This is a genomic window from Streptomyces sclerotialus, assembly GCF_040907265.1.
In the GTDB taxonomy this organism is placed as follows: domain Bacteria; phylum Actinomycetota; class Actinomycetes; order Streptomycetales; family Streptomycetaceae; genus Streptomyces; species Streptomyces sclerotialus.
Window position 1 is genome coordinate 7,611,995 of the sequence record NZ_JBFOHP010000002.1, and the last position, 15,625, is coordinate 7,627,619.

A 15,625-nucleotide genomic window follows, 5' to 3' on the forward strand; every position below is an offset into this window, starting at 1 on the left:
AGTCAACTCGGCAGTGCAGCGCGGAAGTTCAGGTCCATCTGCCGGAGCCGCAGGTGTCGGTACGGCCGGTGAGCCGGCGCCGCAGTGCGCCGCGGCGCACCTTGCCCGTGCCCGTACGGGGGACCTCGTCCCAGGTGAGGACGGTCGGCGGGCGCAGCGCCGGGAGGCCGGCCACCGCCTCCTGCCAGCGCTTCGGGTCCAGCGTGCCGTCCTCGGTGACCACGACGGGCAGCGGAGCCTCGCCGGGAGTGGCGAGCAGTACGCACTCCAGGACCTGCGGCAGCCGGTCCTCCAGGACGTCTTCCGTCTCCAGGCAGCTCAGCAGCGGAGTGCGGTCGACCTCGCGGTCGAGCAGCCGGACGCTGCCGCCGCGGTGACGGATGCCGACGTCACCGGTGTTCCACCACCTGCCGTGCTGTTTCGCCGCCCAGCGGCCGTCCTCGCCGACGTACGTGAGTCCGCGCGCGGCGGTCCTCGCCAGCACCAGACCCTCCCGGCCGCGCGGCAGGGGGGCGAGCGTCTCGGCGTCGACCACGCGCAGCCGGGTCTTGAACGGGACGGGGCGGCCGAGGTTGCGCGCCGCACCGCGGTCCGCGCCGTCCGACACGGAGCGGCGGGTGTGGAAGCGGAACGTCAGCGGGCCGGTCTCGGTCTGGCCCCAGCCCTGCATCCACAGCGGGCCGCGGTGGCCGCTCGCCCGCAGATAGGCACGGAGGGTGGGCGGATGCACGGCGTCGTACGTGCTGATGAAGAGCCGGACCTGACGGAAGGGGTTGTCCAGGCGCGCGGTCAGCGGCCGGAAGCGTACGAACGACGCGGGGAGCGCCTCGACGACCGTCGGCGGATGCGCCCGCAGCAGCGGGTCGGCGGCGTCCGGGTCCTGGCCCGTGACGATGGTGATCCGCCGCGGGGCCAGGCACAGCACACTCGCGGTCCAGCAGAACGTCCTGCCGTGCGCGAACGCGCTCGCGTTGAGGAGCGTGTCGCCGCGCCGTACGCCGATCCTCGGATAGCGCACGGTCTCGAACCGGGCCAGCTTCCCGATGATCGTGCGGGTCGAGTGCACCACCAGCTTGGGTACGCCCGTGGTGCCCGAGGTGTGGTTGATGACCAGGGGCTCGTCGTCGTGCCTGCGGCGGGGGCCGGGCGCGGGGTGCCCCTGGAGGGATTCGAGGGCGAGGGCGCCGGGTGACTCGCCGTCCAGCACGACGCAGGCGCCCGCGGCCGGCAGCAGGTCGGCGCCTTCGGCACGGCAGCGTTCCAGCAGGCCCGAAGAGGTCACGAGCAGGGCCGGGGCGAGGCGTTCGAGGAGCAGCCTCAGGGACAAGGCGGGGAGCTGCCCGGAGAGCTGCGCGGGCAGGGCCCCGATGCGTACGGCGGCGCAGGCCAGCAGGTCGTAGTCCCAGTGGTTGTCCTTGACGATCGCGATCCGGTCCCCGGGACGGGCCCCGGCGGCGGCCAGCCGGCCCGCCATGTCCTGGACCAGTGCCGCCAGTCCGGCGACGGAGTGGGCCGTACCGGCCTCCGGCGCGATGTCGAACGGCCGGTCCAGCCCGACCACCGTGTCGTGGCCCCGCTCGGCGCACTCGTCGAACAGAACCCCCATGTCATGCGGTTTCACGAGTCCCCTTCCGGTCGGTCGGGATGTCCGGGCGGGGGCCGCGCAGCCGGCTGAGGACCCGGGACGCGGCGAGCGCCCCCGCGCGCACGGCCCCCTCGGAGGACGGCCGCAGCATCACCCAGTCGCCGGCGTACTCCACGGGCCCGGTGACACGGGCCATGAAGCGCGGGCGGCACCGCAGCGCCGCGGGGGTGGCCTCCGGCAGGCCGTGCCGGAAGGCGTGCACGAAGTTGCGCATGCCGGCCCGCTCCAGGCCCGGTACGTAGCGCCGGGCCGCTCCGGTGAGGCGTTCGACGACCTCCCGGTCCGGCGCGGTGAGCAGCTCGGGGACGGTGCGGGCGTCCGCCATGAGGGTCAGCAGCCCCTTGCCTGCGGGGGCCCGCGCCGGGTGCTTGACGTGGTCCGCGAGGATGCCGGAGAGGGTGCTGTCCTCCGCGTCCGGCGTGAGGAGGAGGTACAGCGGCTCGCGGGCCGCGGGCCTGAGCGGCCGGTCCAGCAGACAGCTGACCTTCAGCGTCGGCGTGAACGTGCACGCCGAGAGGAAGGCGGCCTCGTCCGGTGCGGGGTTGGCGTGCAGCCGGGCGGCGACCGGCGCCGGTACGCACAGCACGGCGGCGCGTGCCGTGACGATCCCGCCGTCGGTCCGCAGGCCCGCCGAGTCCTTGTCGGCGACGACCTCGTGCACCTCGCTCCCGGTGACGACGTCCAGCCCTTCGGCGAGCTTCCGGGCGAGCAGGTCCATCCCGTCCGCGTACGTGCGCCAGCTCGTGGGCGGGCCCACGTCCCGCAGCAGGCTCAGCAGCGGGGCCGCCGCGGAGCGCGCGGTGTCCCAGCCGAAGAAGCAGCCGGCGACCGGCTGGAGGAGGTAGTCGTGGAGATCGGGGTGGTAGCGCCCGGCCAGCTCCCGGAGGGTGGCCGTGCCCAGCGGGGTGCGCTCCGGGTGGTCGGCGTCGAACTCCTCGCGGTGGCGCGCGAGCCAGGCCAGCAGGCGGGCCAGGTCCAGCCGGCCGCGCGGGCCGAGCCCGGCGCCGGTGAGGAGGGCCGACGGCTCCGCCAGGCCCGTCCGTGCCTTCCCTGCGCGCCACACCGCCGGCCGGCCGCCGATCCGCGGTACGTCACCGTGCGGTACTCCCAGGCGGTCGATCAGCTCCCAGGTCGCGCGGTAGCCGTGCCGGGGGAGTTGTTCGGCGCCCTCGTCCACGGTCCAGCCGTCGTGCCGGAAGCAGTGCATCCGGCCGCCGACGTACCGCTGCTTCTCGTACACACGGACCGTCAGCCCGGCCCGTCGTAACTCGTGCGCGGTGGTCAGGCCGGCGATGCCGGCCCCGATCACGGCCACGTCCAGGTCCGGAGTCATGCGGCGGCCCCCGTGCCCACGAGGACGTTCGCGAGCACCAGGAGTGCCACGCCGAGGCGGTGCACCGCGAACCCCGTCCTCCGGGCCCGCATGATGTCGCCGCGGACGAAGCCGGTGACGAACTGCTTCGCCCGCAGCGCCGACGCCGGGAGCATCAGGAGCACGAACCACCACGGTGCGATGCCGGTGGCCGAGGCGGCCGCGCCGAGCAGGAACTCCGCCGCCGACAGGCAGCCGATGAACACCGCGTTGCCGCGCTCCGACACCAGGGCCGCCACGGTCGGCCGGCCGACGGCGCGGTCGCCCTCGACGTCGTTGGTGTTGGAGTACACCCCGAACATCAGCGGCCCGAAGCCGAAGAGCACGCCCTGGACGAGGAGGAACCCCGAGAAGTGGCCCGCGGCGAGGCCGTACGGCGCCACCACCAGCACCACGCCCAGCGCGACGAGGAACGCCTCCTGGAAACCGCAGTAGCTGATCTTCAGGCCGTAGGAGTACTGGAGGGACACCACGAACAGGGCAGCCGTCAGCACCAGCGCCCACAGCGGCCGGTGCGGTGCGACGGCCACGGCGCCCGCCCACAGGGCCGCGCCGGCCACCGCCGTGGCCCAGGCGAAGTTCAGCGCCTGACGCTCTGTCAGGGTGCCCGCCACCAGGGGCTTGCGCAGCTTGTTGCGGAGCGGGTCGTCCGGGCCGTAGTTGGCGGTGTCGCTGCCGTCCCGGAAGCCGGTCACGTCGTCCAGGGCGACCATCGCCATGATCACGCACACCTGGCCGAGCAGGAACAGCACGAGCATCGTGGCCGTGGCCGGAGTGAACCGCGCGACGGGCAGCAGCACGGCGGCCAGTACCACCAGGATGCTGAGGTAGTAGTCGAAGACGTCGAGTTTGCCCAGCCGGGCGTAGCTGCGGAGCCGGTGCCCGGCGCCGCCGGCGGCGGCCGTCCGCAGCCCGGCCTGGAAGTCGTGGTGGGCCATCTGCTGGAAGCTCCTTCTGCTCAGTCGCCCGCGAACGCGCACACGGCGTCGGCGATGTACTCGACGTCCGCATCGGTCAGTTGGGGGTGCACGGGCAGTGACAGCGCACGCCGGCCCGCGCTCTCGGCGTGTGGCCAGCGGTCCCCGGGCGCGGCGAACGCCGCGAACGCCGGCTGCAGTGGCAGCGGCAGGGGGTAGTACGCGTGGCAGTCGATCCCGCGCTCCCGGAGGTGCCGCTCCAGCGCCTGCCGCCGGTCCGCCAGCACCGTGTAGACGTAGTAGCAGCGGCCGTCCTTGCCGGCGGGCGGCGGGCGGACGCCCCGCTCGGCCAGCGGCGCGAACCGCTCGGTGTAGTACTCCGCGACGGCGGCGCGCCGCGCCAGCCGCCGCGGCAGCCCGCTGAACCGGTGGGTCTGGAAGGCCGCCTGGATCTCGTCGAACCTGCTGTTCCGCCCGATGACGTGGTGCAGGAAGCGGCGACTGCCGTCCTGGCCGTGGTTGCGCAGCATCCGGACGCGCTGCCCGATGCCCGCGTCCCGGGTCACCACCACGCCGCCCTCGCCGGGCATCCCGAAGGACTTCACCTGCACGAACGAGAACACCCCGGCCTCGCCCCACAGACCGGCGGGCGTGCCGTCGAGCACCGCCCCCTGCGCGACCGCCGAGTCCTCGATCAGCCGGACCCCGTGCCTGCGCGCCAGGTCGGTGAAGCGCGGCATGTCGGCCATGACGGAGAAGACATGGGCCGGCATGACCGCCTTGGTGCGCCCGGTGATCCGCCGCTCGACTTCCGCCGGGTCGGCGACCATCGTGTACGGATCGACGTCGGCGAAGACCGGTGTGGCGCCCAGGTGGACGACGGAGGCGGCGAGCGGGGCGCAGCCGAAGGCCGGTACCACCACCTCGTCACCCGGGCCCACGTCCACCGCGCTGAGCGCCAGGTCCAGCGCCGAGGTTCCGCTGCCGCACGCGACCACGTCCGCCGCGCCGAGGGACTCCTGGAGCAGCCGCTCGAACCTCCGGGTGTGCTCGCCGAGGACGAAACGCTGCTCCGGTGCCAGGCCGAGCTCCAGGAGGAGGTCGAGCAGCACCGTACGGTCGGCCTCGAACAGGTCCGGCGGGAAGAACGGAATATGCGACCGGGGGGTCATTCCGGCCGCCCGCGGTAGAAGGCGCGGATCGTCCCGCAGACGCGGTCGAGCTGCCGCTCGGAAAGGTCCGGGTGGAAAGGCAGCGCCACGGCGTGCTCGCTCGCCGCCTCCGCATTCGGGAAGTCCCCCCGGGAATGGCCCATTTCCGCGAAGCAGGGCTGGAGATGCAAGGGGATCGGGTAATACACCTCGGTACCGATGCCGTGCCGGGTGAGATGCCGGACCAGTTCGTCCCGGCGCTCGGCCTCGATCAGGTAGACGTAGAAGACAGCGGAGGAACCCGGTCCGCGGTCGATCACCTCGGGCAGCCGCCGGATGCCGGGAATTTCCTGGAGCCGTTCCCGGTAGGCCGCGGCCAGTTCGCCGCGGCGCCGGATGTCTGCTTCCAGCCGGGTCAGCTTGGCCAGCAGCACGGCTGCCTGGATGTCGTCCATCTTGCTGTTCACCCCGGGCAGCGCGCTCCGGGTGGAGATCGCGGGGAAGTCGTCGAGGGTGCGGCCCAGCCGGCCGTGGTGGCGCAGGCCGGAGACCAGCTCCGCCGTCCCCGGGTCGTCGGTGAGCACGGCTCCGGCGTCGCCGAGGGCGCCGAGCGTCTTGCTCGGGAAGAACGACAGCACCCCGCCCGCGCCGTGCAGCCCCGCGTGGACCCCGCGCTGCCGCATGCCGATCGCCTCGGCGCTGTCCTCCACCAGCACCAGCCCGTGACGTGCGGCGACGGTGGTCAGTGCCGCCATGTCCGCCATCTGATGGAAGAGATGAGCGGGCAACACGAAGCGGCTGGCGGGGGAGACGGCGGCGGCCAGCGCCGCGGGGTCCATGGCGTAGCTGACGGGGTCGATGTCGACGAACTGCGGCCGGCCGCCCGCCAGTACCACGGAGGTGGCGGTGGCCGCGAAGGAGTACGCCGGTACCAGGACGCCGTCGCCGGGGCGGATTCCGCAGGCCCGCAGCAGCAGTACCAGCGCGTCCGTCCCGCTGTTCACTCCGATCACATGACGGGCCCCCGTGAACTGCGCCAGCGCCTTTTCCAGTTCCGCCACCTGACGGCCGTGCGAGAATTTCCCGTTGTCGAAGACCTCGTTCACCCGGCGCTCGACCAATGGCCACAGCCGGGCGAATGTCGCCGCCTGTGAGAAGAATGGGACTGTATGACAATGCACTTGAGAGGATGCCGCGCTGTCGTCGGTCGTACCGCGGCGATCCATGCCGAGAGATACCTCGACCACCCCCTGGGACGCATTCGGCGGTTTTCCGCAAGGGTGAGGATCCCCCGTTCGCCGCAATCGACACCCTTCCCTTGTCATATTCACACTTTGCGGTAAGTCCTCTTCATATTTCTTGACTCGTCTTATGGGGGCACGCAGCATTCGCTTGTCCGATGAACGGCGCGCACGCCGCGCACCGCATTGGGAGGAAGATGCTGCAGCCCCTCGTGATCGGGCTGGGCCGTTCCGGAGCCGGACTCCACGTGAAGGCTCTGTCGCGCCTGGCCTCCTTACCCGAAACCCCGCTGGCCGACGGCCCGTTGGTCGCCTGCGATCCCCGGCCGGAGGCCGGCAGCGGCCTGACCGGAGTGACGGTGACCCGCTCCCTCGCCGGGGCGGCCCGGCTCGTCACCCCGTCGCACACGGTCGTCCACGTCTGCACGTCACCGCGGTCACGGATGCCCGTCCTCACCGAACTGTCCGCACTCGGCTTCCGCCGGTTCCTGGTCGAGAAACCGCTCGCGGCCGACCGCACGGAGCTCGACGGCATCGTCCGGCTGTGCCGCCACCACGACCTCGACCTGGTCGTGATGAGCCACTGGCTGGCCGCCGGGCTCACCCGCCGGCTGCGCCGGCTGGTACGGGACCGCCCGCTCGGCGCCCTGCGCCACATGTCCTTCGCCCAGCACAAACCGCGCTTCCTGCGCACGCTCACCCTGGAAGGCCATCCGACCGCCTTCGACGTCGAGATCCCGCACTCCCTCGGCGTCGCCCTCGACCTGGCCGGGCCCGCCGACCTCGTGGACGCGGACTGGAGCGACCTGCGCTGCCAGACCGGCGTACGCCACTTCATGGGCGGCGCCCGGCTCACCCTCCAGCACCACTCCCACGTGCGGACGGAGATCGTCTCCGACCTCGCCTCGCCCGTCCAGGAGCGCAGCGTCACCCTGCGGTTCGAGCACGGCACGGTCACCGGCCACTACCCGCTCAGCGAGCACGACGACCATGCCCACCTCCTCATCCCGGACGACCCGTACGGCCCCCGCATCTTCCGCGACGACGCGCTCACGGCCTTCATGCTGCGCACCTACCAGGACTTCGCCGCGGGCCGGCGGAACCACTCCACGGTTCCGTACGACGTGGTCCGCCTGCTGTGCGCGGCGAAGGACCACTGCCGTGCCGCGCACCGCACGACCGCGGGGGAGACCCCGGACGCCCCGACCACGGAGGAACCCCATGTGCGGTGAACCCGCCTTCCCCCGGCACCGGCTGGCCGGCCTCGGCGACGAGGCGGCCCGCGGCCTCGACGGACAGCTCGCCGCGCTCGGCCGGCTCGATTGGGGCGCGCTGGAGCTGCGTACCGTCGACGGCGTGGCCGTGGCCGACCTCGACGCCCGGACGTTCCGCACCCTCACCGGCCGGGTCCGGGACGCCGGGCTCGACGTGGTCTGCCTGGCCTCCCGGATCGGCAACTGGGCCCGCCCGGTCACCGGCCCCTTCGACGACGACCTCGCCGAACTGGAAGCGCTGGCCGAGCAGTGCGCCGCCCTGGACTGCCGGTACGTCCGGATCATGTCCTACCCGAACGCCGGGCTCACCGAGTCCGAATGGGCCGCGCGGGCCATCGACCGCGTCGGCCGCCTCGCCGACCGGGCCGAGCAGCACGGCCTGACCCTGCTGCACGAGAACTGCGCGGGCTGGGCCGGCGACCGCGCCGACCGCATGCTGCGCCTGGTACGGGAGGTCGGCAGCCCCGCGCTGCGACTCCTCTTCGACACCGGGAACGGCGTCGCGCACGGCTACGACGCCTTCGGCACCCTGGAGAAGGTGCTGCCGCACGTCGCCCACGTACACGTCAAGGACGCCGTACGGACGCCGGACGGCACGGTGGCGTACACCCTGCCCGGTGACGGCCGGGCCCGCGTCGCCGACTGCCTGCGGCTGCTCCTGGAGACCGGCTACGGCGGCTCCCTCTCCCTCGAACCGCACCTCGCGGTCCGGCCCCACGAAGGGCTGCGCACACGGGACGACGCGATGGCCCTCTTCGTCGGCGCCGGGCGGCGCCTCGAACGCGTACTGGCCCGCCTGGCCCCGTACGCGAGGCCGGCCGCCGTCCCGGAAGGAGCCCGCGAATGACCGGCCGCACCCTGCTCGGACCCGCCGACCACGAGCTGCTCCGGCGGCTGCTGCGGACCCCGACCGCCGGGCCGCTGGAGGCCGGGCCCGAGGACGGCCCCGCCCGGCTGTGGGAGGCCCAGCACGAGTACGCGCGCGCGGCCGAGGAGTCCGGCATGCGGGTCGTCCACCACGCCGTGCCGCCCGCCGCCTGCGTCGCCCGCGCCGACGTGCCCGCCGCCGTCCGCCGCGCCGCGGACGACGCGGGCTTCCTCGCCGCACAGCCCAGCCTCGTGCTGCGCCTGGGGCCCGCCCTGCCGACCGCGTCGACCGTCATGTGCAACGTGCACCTCGACACGGTCGCCGGACAGGAACCGGTGACGTTCGACGGGCGCCGCTTCACCGGGCGCGGCGCCGCGGACGCCAAGGGCCCGGCGGTGGCCCTGCTGGCAGGGGTACGTGCCGCGGCGGCGGCAGAGCCCTCGCTCGGCCGCGACACCGCCGTCCTCGTGCAGGCCGTCGCCGGGGAGGAGGGCGGCGCGATGGGCACGTACGGGACGCGGCCGCTGCTCGAAGCCGGGTACTACGGACGCCTCAACCTCTTCTGCGAACCGACCGGGCTGCGGTACCTCCCGAGGGCCACGGCCTCGATGACGGCACGGATCACCGTCGGCGGCCGGGACGCGATCGACGACCGCCCCGACGCCGGGCACAACGCCACCGTCCTCCTCGGCTTCCTCGCCCAGCACCTGGCCACCGTCCTGGACGACGTGCTGCCGGACGGCCGGGTCTGCGTCGCCGGGCTGCACACCGGGCACCACCACAACCGCGTCCACGGCAGCGGACACCTGCTCCTCAACCTCTCGTACGCCCGCACCGCCGACGGCGCGTTCCTGGAGCGCGCGGTGGCCGAGGCCGTCGACCGGGGCCTGCGCGCCTTCACGGCACGCTTCGCCGGCACCCGCGAGTTCGGCCGCACGGCCGCCGAAGCGGCCCGGATCACCCGGCTGGAGTGGGACAAGCGCGGCCTGCCCTGCCTGGACGGCGCCGACCCGTGGGCCGAGGCGCTGCTCGCGGAGGCGGGCGTGGACCGATGGCCCGCGGACGAGCCGGCGTTCACCTGCGACGCCCTCTGGGCGGCGGAACTGCCCGGCACCTTCACCGCCGTCCTCGGCCCCGGCTCCCTCGACGCCAACCACGCACACGCGCAAGGAGAGTTCGCCGACCTCGCCGACCTCGAAGCATTCGCCGCCACGGTGTCCGCGGTGCTCACCACCTTCGCCCGGCACACCGCCCGGCGCGGGGACCGCCCCGCGGCCCAGCAAGGGAGTCCCGTATGACCCTGCCACGACAGCACCAGGCACCGCCGCCGGCCCCCGTCGACCACGACGTACTGCGCTCCGCCGTCACCACCCTCTTCGCCTCCTACGGAATTCCGCACCGGCGTGCCCGTACGGCCGCCACCGCCCTCTGCTACGGGGACCTCACCGGGCTCGACTCCCACGGCGTCTTCAACCTCGGCCGCCTCTACCTCCCGCTCCTGGAGAGCGGACGGGCCGATCCCGCCGCCGAGCCCGCGCCACTCACCGACCTCGGCGCCTGCGTCGTCCTCGACTCCCGCCGCGCCCTGGGCCTTTGGGCGGCGGCCGAGGCGATGGACCTCGCCGTCGAACGGGCCGGCCTGTACGGCATCGGCATGGTCGCGGTACGCAACGCCACCCACTTCGGCTGCGCCGGCTTCCACACCACCCGCGCGGCGGAACGCGGCATGATCGGCGTGCTCGCGGGCAACTGCGGCGGACAGCGCATCGCCCGCCCGCCGGACGGCACCCTCGCCATGCTCGGCACCAACCCGCTCAGCGTCGCGGCGCCCGCCCTCGGCGACCACCCCTTCGTCCTCGACATGAGCACCACGGTCGTGCCCACGGGCCGGATCCGCACCGCGGCCCGCCGCGGCGAGCCGGTCCCCGAAGGCTGGCTGGCGGACGCGGCGGGCAGGCCGCGCACCGACCCCGGCGCCTTCGACCGCGGCGAGGCCCACCTGCGCTGGCTCGGCGGTGCTCCGGAGACCGGCGCCTACAAGGGCTACGGACTCGGCCTCGCCGTCGAGCTGCTGGCCGCGCTGCTGCCGGGCGCCGCGGTCGGGCCGGCACCGGAGGCGCTCCAGGGGAACGGCCGGCCGCACGGCAGCGACGACGACATCGGCTTCTTCGCCCTCGCCGTCGCGCCGGAGAAGCTACGCCCGGACGGGGACTTCGCCGGCGCGGCCCGTGGGCTCTTCGGCACGCTGCTGGCCTGCCCGCCCGTGCAGGAGGACCGGCCCGTACGGTACCCGGGCTGGTGGGAGGCGGAACGCGCGCGCACGCGCCGCCGTGAGGGCATCCCTCTCCCGGCACACCTCCACGAAGAGCTCACCGCCCTCGGTGTCCTCGCCCCGGCGGATGGAGGTGCCCGATGACGGCCCGCCGCATCGGCGTGATCGGACTCGGCGCCGTCTCCCGGTACTACCTCGCCGCGATCGGCCGGCTGCCCGGCTGGACCCTGGCGGCCGTGTGCGACGCGCGGGAGGACGCGCTGCGTCCGTACCGCGGCCATGTCCCCTGCCACACGGGGCACCGCGCGCTCCTGGCGGACCCCGCACTGGACGCCGTCGTCGTCGCCGTGCCGAACCACGCGCACGCCGGGATCTGCCGGGACGCGCTGCGTGCCGGCGTCCCGGTCTGCGTCGAGAAGCCGCTCGCGCTGCACGCGGCGGAGGGACGCGAGCTGACCGCACTGGCCCGCGAGCGGGGGACCCCGCTCTTCACCGCGTTCCACCGCCGCTACAACGACGGCGTACGGCGGCTCCGGCGCGACCTGGCCGCCGCCCGGGCCCCCGTCGCCTCGGTCCGGGTCCGCTACCTCGAACGCATCGAGGACCACATCGCGGGCGACACCTGGTACCTCGACCCCCGGCGCTGCGGCGGTGGCTGCGTGGCCGACAACGGGCCCAACGCCTTCGACCTCGTACGGCTCCTCCTCGGCGACGTGGAGGTCAGCGGCGCGGAGATCACCCGGGACGGCCACGGCACCGACCGGCAGGCGGTCGTCGCGCTGCGGGCGGCGGGCGGGGCCACCGCCACGGTCGAACTGGACTGGTCGTACCCCGGTGAGGTCAAGGACATCGAGGTACGGCTGACGGACGGGACCGTACGCGGCACGGACATGCTGGCCCGGCACCCGGGCTTCAAGGCGTCGCTGTGGCACGAGTACGCCGGCATCCTGGCGGACTTCGCCACGGCACGTGCGCCGGGGGACACCGGGACCGACGACGGTCTCGCCGCGCTGGAACTGGTGGCGGCGAGCTACCGTACGGAACGGGCCACGACGGCGGAGAGGGGACGACGGTGAGCGGCCGGATGTCCGACGAGAACGGCGTCAAGCGCTCCGTGCGGGGCGACCTGGTCAAGGTCCTGCTGCACCGCCGCACGGACCGCGGCATGACGCTCGAACCGCACGCGAGCCGCTGCATGCGCCGCGGTGAGGTGCACGAACTGGTCACCACCGACCAGCGGGACCTCGGTCCCGGGGCGCGCGTCGACCGGGTCGGCTTCCTCGGCTTCGTGGAGCTGACGTGCGCCGGAGTGATCGACCGCGGGGACGACGTCTGGCTCGACGGCCTGTGCATCGGCACCGTCCTCGGCTTCGACGCCTGCCACTTCCCGAACCACTACAACATCCTGATCGGTACCGGCCGGCTCCTCACCGGGGGCGACCTGGAGCTGTGCCCCGAGCTCCCGGTCGCCTTCACCCAGGCGAGCGCCGCGGCACCCTGACCGGCCGTCACCGGTGCCGGACACGACACGGCGCGGCCGGCGGCCCCTCCCGGGGCCACCGGCCGCGCCCTTACGGGTCGGTGCCCGGCGTCAGCCCAGCAGCTCGACGTCCAGCTGACCGAAGTGGTACTTGCGCACCGCGGCGAGCAGCTCGTCGAGCGACAGCTCACCGTTGTTGTCGGTGTCGACCTTGCGGAACGCCTCCTGGGCGGCCGAGCGGTCCACGCCGATCCCGGCCAGCCAGGCCTCGAACTCACCGGCGTTGATCTGCCCGTCGGCGTTCTTGTCGCAGAGGCCGATGATGCCCTTGACGACCGGGCCGAGCGCGCGGTTGAAGTCGGCCTCGCCGCCCTCGAAGATCAGGTTCTGCGTGACGCTCAGGAACTGGTCCTTGGTGAGCGGGCCGTTCGAGGGCGCCCCGGCCGCCTGCGTGAGGTGGTCGAAGAGGCTGCGGAAGGCCTCCTTCAGCGTCCTGCCCTCCGCGGAGTCGGCTTCGGACCCGAAGTTCTGCGTGATCTTCGCGGCCTCCTGCTCGAAGTCCCGCCATTCCAGGATTCCGTTGCCGTCCGAGTCCCACTTCTCGAAGCGCTTCTGCAGCCGCTCGTTCGCGACGGGAGTAGCCATGTGCGGTGTCCTTTCCTCAGTCGTGCCGTTTCTCAGCGGCGCCGTACCGGGTGGCCGGTGCCGCCTCGCGCGGCCTTCCTTCCCCGAAGGCCGGCAAGTCGAGGAGCTCCGGCGGAATTCCGTCAGAGCAGCGTGACCCGGGGCCCGGCGGCCTTTCCGCGGGTGTCCAGCAAGGCACATTCCGCGCGGGTCAGTGTCGTCATGTCGTAACAGCTGTGGTCCTGCAGGAGAATTGCCAGATCCGCGCCTTCCAGAGCCTCCGGCAAAGACTCCACGCGGGCCAGCGGAACGCCGTCCACGGTGAATTCCGGGACATGCGGATCGTGGTAGCGAACCGATACGCCGCGGGCCCGGAGTCCGCTCGCCACCGGTCCCGCCGGGGATTCCCTGGCATCGGCCACGTCGGGCTTGTACGCCACGCCGAGCAGGACCACCGACGCCCGGTCCGGCGGCGTCCCCAGCTCGTCGAGGAGCCCGGCGGCCCGGCCGACGACGTGCGCCGGCATCCGCGACAGCACCTCGTGGGCCGCGGCCAGCATGCGGAAGGAGAAGCCCTCGGCACCGGCCTTCGCCGCGAGGTAGCGGGGATCGACCGGTATGCAGTGGCCGCCCACGCCGGCCCCGGGCCGGAACGGCGCGAACCCGAAGGGCTTGGTACCGGCGCAGTACAGCACGTCCCACACGTCGATGCCCGTCCGGTCGCAGTACAGCGCGACTTCGTCGACGAGGGCGATGTTGACGTACCGGTAGGTGTTCTCCAGCAGCTTGGCCATCTCGGCCTCGCGCGTGCCGCGCGAGACCACCAGCGTCTCCACGAACCGGCCGTAGAAGGCGACCGCGTGTTTGGCGCACAGCGGAGTGCAGCCGCTCACCACCTTCGGGGTGTTGCGCACCCCGAACCTGCGGTTGCCCGGGTCGATGCGCTGGGGTGAGTACGCGAGGTGGAAGTCGGCACCGGCCCGCAGGCCGCTGCTGCCTTCCAGGACCGGCCGGACGACCTCCTCCGTGGTGCCCGGGTAGCTCGTGGACTCCAGGACGACGAGCATGCCCGGCCGCAGGCAGCGGGCCACGGCCCGCGACGCGGCGCGCACCGCGGAGAGATCCGGGGTGCCGTCCGCGCCGAGGCCCGTGGGCACGCAGATCACGACCGTGTCGGCCCGGCGGAGCGCCGCGGCGTCGGACGTGGCGCTGAAGCCCGCCGCGCGCATGGCGGCGACGTCCCCGTCCCGCACCCCGCCGACGTGCGAACGCCCTCCGTTGAGGCCGGTGACCACGGCGTCGGAGACGTCGTACCCGAGGGTGGTCAGCCCCGCGGCGCACGCGGCACGCGCGAGCGGCAGCCCGACGTGCCCCAGTCCGATCACGGCGAGATCGGCAGTCATCAGTCTTCCCCCTGTTCGCGACGGCTGTTCGGCGGGTCAGACGGAGAAACTCCCGGTGCCCGCCGCGAGATGCGAGCCGAATCCCGGCTGTACGGTGAAACTCGGTGTCATGCAGAAGGGGTCCGCGTACACCTGGACGGGTGCGTCGGTGCGATTGACCAGTACGTGGGAGTCGAGCGGCAATTTGATGCAGCCGGCCGGATTTTCGTAGGTGGTCGTCGGACTGACTTCGGTCTGGAAAACGATGACCTCGCCCTGGGCCGCGGCCGCCGGAGCTGCTGTCACCGCCGTCGTGAGAAGTGCAGCGGCGAGGAGGGTGAGAACGGAACCGGCTCGGCGCATATGCCTTTCCTTTCACGGAGAACAATCACCGTCGGAATCCTGCCCCTGCGCCGTCCGGCGTAATATTCACCCGTCAAGGTGCACCCGATTCAGCGACAATATGCAGATCCGGTGACATGAGGCGATCGTATGACCGGAGTCTCCCGGGCGGATATATTCACCGCCATGGACGAACTGGCCCTGCTCGCACGCTCCGACGGCCCCGTGACGCGTGGCCGTCTCCGCCGTGACCTGACCGCCCTCGGCCTCACCGACGGCGATCTCGTCATGTTCCACACCCGGCTGTCCGCACTCGGTTACGTCGCGGGCGGACCCGGGACGGTCATCGGCGCCCTCGCCGATGTCGTGGGGGAGCGCGGCACCTTGATGGTCACCTGCGGCTGGAACGACGCCCCGCCCTACGACTTCACCGACTGGCCGCAGGCCTGGCAGGACGCGCTGCGTGCCGAACACCCCGCGTACGACCCCGACCTCAGCGAGGCGGACCACTCCTTCGGACGGCTGCCGGAGGCCCTGCGCCGCCGGCCGGGAGCCGTCCGCAGCCGGCACCCCGACGCGAGCTTCGCCGCACTCGGCGCGGCGGCGACGGAACTGATGGCCGACCACCCGTGGGACGACCCGCACGGCCCCGGCAGTCCGCTGGCCCGGCTGGTCGCCATGGGCGGCCGGGTCCTGCTCCTGGGCGCGCCGCTGGACTCCCTCACGCTGCTGCACCACGCCGAGGCGCTCGCCGACGCGCCGGGCAAGCGGTTCGTGGACTACGAACAGCCGGTCATGGTGGACGGCGAGCGGGTCTGGCGGCGCTTCCACGACATCGACTCGGAGGACGGGGCCTTCGACTACTCCGCGGTCGTCCCCGAGGGGCAGTGGCCGTTCGAGGTCATCGCCCGGGACATGATCGCCGCGGGGCTCGGCAGCCACGGGCTGGTCGGCGCGGCCGAGAGCCATCTCTTCGAGGCCGGGGACGTCGTCGAGTTCGGCGTCGCGTGGATCGAGCGGAAGCTGCGCCCGGCAGCGCCGGACTCCTGAGCGCCTC

15 protein-coding genes are annotated in these 15,625 nt (G+C 73.2%); 7 read left to right on the top strand and 8 right to left on the bottom strand.

Annotated elements, in window-relative coordinates; translation table 11 throughout:
• Positions 1-28: 28 nt before the first annotated feature.
• Genes AAC944_RS33415 through AAC944_RS33435 form a run of 5 tightly spaced genes read right to left on the bottom strand, consistent with a single transcriptional unit; the run spans position 29 to position 6,311 of the window.
• On the bottom strand, positions 29-1,606 hold the full coding sequence (locus tag AAC944_RS33415) for an AMP-binding protein (RefSeq protein WP_030608781.1): 1,578 nt from the start codon (positions 1,604-1,606) through the stop codon (positions 29-31).
• 1 nt (position 1,607) lies between these two features.
• Positions 1,608-2,978, bottom strand: coding sequence for a protoporphyrinogen/coproporphyrinogen oxidase (locus tag AAC944_RS33420; protein ID WP_030608778.1), 1,371 nt, complete (start codon positions 2,976-2,978; stop codon positions 1,608-1,610).
• Positions 2,975-3,955 carry a UbiA family prenyltransferase gene (locus AAC944_RS33425; protein ID WP_037771330.1) on the bottom strand — a complete coding sequence of 327 codons (981 nt, stop codon included), beginning with the start codon at positions 3,953-3,955 and terminating at the stop codon, positions 2,975-2,977. Before AAC944_RS33425 ends, AAC944_RS33420 begins: the two co-directional genes overlap by 4 nt.
• A gap of 20 nt (positions 3,956-3,975) precedes the next feature.
• Positions 3,976-5,106: a DegT/DnrJ/EryC1/StrS family aminotransferase gene (locus AAC944_RS33430; RefSeq protein ID WP_030608773.1), complete on the bottom strand. Its 1,131-nt coding sequence runs from the start codon at positions 5,104-5,106 to the stop codon at positions 3,976-3,978.
• Entirely contained in the window at positions 5,103-6,311 is a 1,209-nt protein-coding gene (locus tag AAC944_RS33435; protein ID WP_051871418.1) for a DegT/DnrJ/EryC1/StrS family aminotransferase, read from the bottom strand. Before AAC944_RS33435 ends, AAC944_RS33430 begins: the two co-directional genes overlap by 4 nt.
• A 212-nt stretch (positions 6,312-6,523) precedes the next feature.
• On the opposite strand from AAC944_RS33435, the gene AAC944_RS33440 reads away from it, so the two are divergent.
• From AAC944_RS33440 to AAC944_RS33465, 6 genes are read left to right on the top strand one after another with little or no spacing between them, the layout of a single operon-like run.
• Positions 6,524-7,558: a Gfo/Idh/MocA family oxidoreductase gene (locus AAC944_RS33440; RefSeq protein ID WP_030608767.1), complete on the top strand. Its 1,035-nt coding sequence runs from the start codon at positions 6,524-6,526 to the stop codon at positions 7,556-7,558.
• On the top strand, positions 7,548-8,447 hold the full coding sequence (locus AAC944_RS33445) for a sugar phosphate isomerase/epimerase family protein (protein WP_037771326.1): 900 nt from the start codon (positions 7,548-7,550) through the stop codon (positions 8,445-8,447). The genes AAC944_RS33440 and AAC944_RS33445 overlap by 11 nt, the downstream gene beginning before the upstream one ends.
• Positions 8,444-9,766 (top strand): M20/M25/M40 family metallo-hydrolase, encoded by a 1,323-nt coding sequence (locus tag AAC944_RS33450; RefSeq protein ID WP_030608761.1) that lies wholly within the window; start codon positions 8,444-8,446, stop codon positions 9,764-9,766. The genes AAC944_RS33445 and AAC944_RS33450 overlap by 4 nt, the downstream gene beginning before the upstream one ends.
• Positions 9,763-10,884, top strand: a complete 1,122-nt coding sequence (locus AAC944_RS33455; RefSeq protein ID WP_030608758.1) for an Ldh family oxidoreductase — start codon at positions 9,763-9,765, stop codon at positions 10,882-10,884. The genes AAC944_RS33450 and AAC944_RS33455 overlap by 4 nt, the downstream gene beginning before the upstream one ends.
• Positions 10,881-11,816, top strand: a complete 936-nt coding sequence (locus tag AAC944_RS33460; RefSeq protein WP_030608754.1) for a Gfo/Idh/MocA family protein — start codon at positions 10,881-10,883, stop codon at positions 11,814-11,816. The genes AAC944_RS33455 and AAC944_RS33460 overlap by 4 nt, the downstream gene beginning before the upstream one ends.
• Before the next feature lie 8 nt (positions 11,817-11,824).
• Positions 11,825-12,241 (top strand): DUF6917 domain-containing protein, encoded by a 417-nt coding sequence (locus AAC944_RS33465; RefSeq protein WP_030608751.1) that lies wholly within the window; start codon positions 11,825-11,827, stop codon positions 12,239-12,241.
• Between the two features lie 90 nt (positions 12,242-12,331).
• Here AAC944_RS33465 and AAC944_RS33470 read toward each other — a convergent pair whose 3' ends face one another.
• The 3 genes from AAC944_RS33470 to AAC944_RS33480 all read right to left on the bottom strand — a co-directional run bounded on the left by AAC944_RS33470 (position 12,332) and on the right by AAC944_RS33480 (position 14,589).
• A complete protein-coding gene (locus AAC944_RS33470) occupies positions 12,332-12,865 on the bottom strand; it encodes an EF-hand domain-containing protein (protein WP_030608748.1) in 534 nt (177 codons plus the stop codon).
• Positions 12,866-12,987: 122 nt separating this feature from the next.
• Entirely contained in the window at positions 12,988-14,247 is a 1,260-nt protein-coding gene (locus AAC944_RS33475) for a nucleotide sugar dehydrogenase (RefSeq protein WP_030608747.1), read from the bottom strand.
• Between the two features lie 36 nt (positions 14,248-14,283).
• On the bottom strand, positions 14,284-14,589 hold the full coding sequence (locus AAC944_RS33480) for a hypothetical protein (RefSeq protein ID WP_030608744.1): 306 nt from the start codon (positions 14,587-14,589) through the stop codon (positions 14,284-14,286).
• A gap of 165 nt (positions 14,590-14,754) precedes the next feature.
• Between AAC944_RS33480 and aac(3) the strand changes: the two genes are divergently transcribed.
• A complete protein-coding gene (gene aac(3) / locus AAC944_RS33485) occupies positions 14,755-15,618 on the top strand; it encodes an aminoglycoside 3-N-acetyltransferase (protein ID WP_030608742.1) in 864 nt (287 codons plus the stop codon).
• The last annotated feature ends 7 nt before the right edge of the window (positions 15,619-15,625 follow it).

Coding starts and splice junctions, on each gene's coding strand:
- AAC944_RS33415 (WP_030608781.1), bottom strand. CDS start 1,606: ATGGGGGTTCTGTTCGACGAGTGCGCCGAGCGGGGCCACGACACGGTG.
- AAC944_RS33420 (WP_030608778.1), bottom strand. CDS start 2,978: ATGACTCCGGACCTGGACGTGGCCGTGATCGGGGCCGGCATCGCCGGC.
- AAC944_RS33425 (WP_037771330.1), bottom strand. CDS start 3,955: ATGGCCCACCACGACTTCCAGGCCGGGCTGCGGACGGCCGCCGCCGGC.
- AAC944_RS33430 (WP_030608773.1), bottom strand. CDS start 5,106: ATGACCCCCCGGTCGCATATTCCGTTCTTCCCGCCGGACCTGTTCGAG.
- AAC944_RS33435 (WP_051871418.1), bottom strand. CDS start 6,311: ATGGATCGCCGCGGTACGACCGACGACAGCGCGGCATCCTCTCAAGTG.
- AAC944_RS33440 (WP_030608767.1), top strand. CDS start 6,524: ATGCTGCAGCCCCTCGTGATCGGGCTGGGCCGTTCCGGAGCCGGACTC.
- AAC944_RS33445 (WP_037771326.1), top strand. CDS start 7,548: ATGTGCGGTGAACCCGCCTTCCCCCGGCACCGGCTGGCCGGCCTCGGC.
- AAC944_RS33450 (WP_030608761.1), top strand. CDS start 8,444: ATGACCGGCCGCACCCTGCTCGGACCCGCCGACCACGAGCTGCTCCGG.
- AAC944_RS33455 (WP_030608758.1), top strand. CDS start 9,763: ATGACCCTGCCACGACAGCACCAGGCACCGCCGCCGGCCCCCGTCGAC.
- AAC944_RS33460 (WP_030608754.1), top strand. CDS start 10,881: ATGACGGCCCGCCGCATCGGCGTGATCGGACTCGGCGCCGTCTCCCGG.
- AAC944_RS33465 (WP_030608751.1), top strand. CDS start 11,825: ATGTCCGACGAGAACGGCGTCAAGCGCTCCGTGCGGGGCGACCTGGTC.
- AAC944_RS33470 (WP_030608748.1), bottom strand. CDS start 12,865: ATGGCTACTCCCGTCGCGAACGAGCGGCTGCAGAAGCGCTTCGAGAAG.
- AAC944_RS33475 (WP_030608747.1), bottom strand. CDS start 14,247: ATGACTGCCGATCTCGCCGTGATCGGACTGGGGCACGTCGGGCTGCCG.
- AAC944_RS33480 (WP_030608744.1), bottom strand. CDS start 14,589: ATGCGCCGAGCCGGTTCCGTTCTCACCCTCCTCGCCGCTGCACTTCTC.